We start from the raw sequence: 1,686 nt of genomic DNA on the forward strand, positions 1-1,686 counted from the left end.
TACGGCTCGCGCACCTCCTCTAGCGTGTTGCCCCACACCCGATAAGTTGCCTGCCAGACATTGTGGCCGTCCGCTTCGGTGAGCTGTTCCGGCAGGCCGTTGAGGTCGTTGTGGTAGTAGCGGATTTTTTGCAGCGGGCCGGTGCCGTCGACCCGGGCCAGGGGTTCGTAGCCTTCGTCTTCGTAGAGGTAGAGGCTGGTCTGCTGATGGCGATGTTCCTGCAACAGACGCAGGCCGTCCCAAGTGAAGCGGGTTTCGCCGAGAGGGTAGCCGTTGGTGTCGTGCTCGGTTTTTTCGATGCGTCGGCCCAGCGGGTCGTAGGTCATCCTGACTACGCTGCCGTTTGCATTGCGCACTTCAATCAACCGGCTTTCGGCGTCGTAGGCGAAGCGTTGCAGGCCCCGTTGAGCGCTGCGTTTTTCGATCATCCGGCCAAAGGCGTCGTAGCGATAACGCTTGTCCTGGTAGGTCAGCAGTTTGTTGTGCACCACCAGCCCGGCGCCGGGTTGCGGGCCGTCCAGCAGGTTGGCGGCGTCGTCGTAGGCGAAGGTTTCGCGCTGGTCGTGCAGGCTGTCCTGGCTGGCGATGATGCGGCCGGTGGCGTCGTAGTACAGCAGTTGGCGGTGTTGCGCGGCGGGTTGCTGGTCGAGTTTGCCGATCAGGTTGTCGGCGGGGTCGTACTCGAAGTGTTTCTGCACCGCCGCCGGCATCAGCGATGGCTGGCTGCTGTGACGGCGTTGGCGTGAGCGCAAGCGTCCGCTGCGGTCATATTCGCTGCGGGTGCTGATCTGGCCTTGGGTGCGTAGAACTTCGCGGTGCAGGCGGTCGCGTTCGAAGTCGCTGATGACCTGGCCGTCGAGGTTGATCTGGTGCAGGTGGCCGCTGCCGTAGTACAGGCGATTGAGCCAGCGGCCGTCGGGCAGTTGGGTCTGGATCAGGTTGCCGAGTTCGTCGTAGTGGTGGTGCAGGTTGCCGGCCGCGCTTTGTTCTTCGAGCAACTGGCCGAGGGCGTCGTAGGCGAAGCTCAGGGTTTGTGCGTTGCCCTGGTGGTCGGTGAAGGTGACGGCGGTGAGTTGGTCCAGTGGGTCGTAGGAGTAGTCGGTGCGGCCATCGTCGGTGACTTTGGCGATCAGCCGGCCGACGGCGTCGCGTTCCAGTCGGTGAACGATGGGAGCGGGGGGCGACTCGGGGACGACGGCCAGGCCGTTGCCGTAAGGCGCCGGAACAGCCGTGACCGCCGCGACGTTATCCAGCAGGTCATAGGTGTAGCGCTTGGCGCTGCCGTCGAGATCCTGTTGTTCGGTCAGCCGATCAGCGGCATCCCAGGCAAACCGATAACTTTCGCCGTTCTCATTGGTCAGCGCCTGCAGCCGCCCATAGCGGTCATATCCGAATTGCACCTGCCGGCCATGGGCATCGGTGCGCTGACGCACCTGGCCGCGACGGTTGTGTTGATACAGCGTGGTGTGCCCGGCCGGGTCGGTGTAGCCGATCAACTGGCCGCTGACGTCGCGCTGATACTGCTCGGTGCGGCCGTCCGGCAACTGGCTGCTGAGCAACCGCCCCTGGGCGTCGTAGCTGAATTGGGTGCGCTCGCCGAGGGCATCGGTGATGGTTTGCAGATAGCCCCGGTGGTCATAGCTGAACCGCGTCGGATAACCCGAGCAATCGATGTGTTCGACCAGT

Annotated in this window: 1 protein-coding gene; it reads right to left on the reverse strand. The window is 63.8% G+C overall.

Annotation, left to right across the window (positions count from 1 at the left end; translation table 11 throughout):
• Window positions 1-1,686, reverse strand: a 1,686-nt coding sequence (locus MMG91_RS28735; protein WP_310661446.1) for an RHS domain-containing protein, incomplete at both ends; no start/stop codon positions are given.

The sequence above is a fragment of the Pseudomonas sp. JL3 genome (assembly GCF_031570575.1).
In the GTDB taxonomy this organism is placed as follows: domain Bacteria; phylum Pseudomonadota; class Gammaproteobacteria; order Pseudomonadales; family Pseudomonadaceae; genus Aquipseudomonas; species Aquipseudomonas cucumis.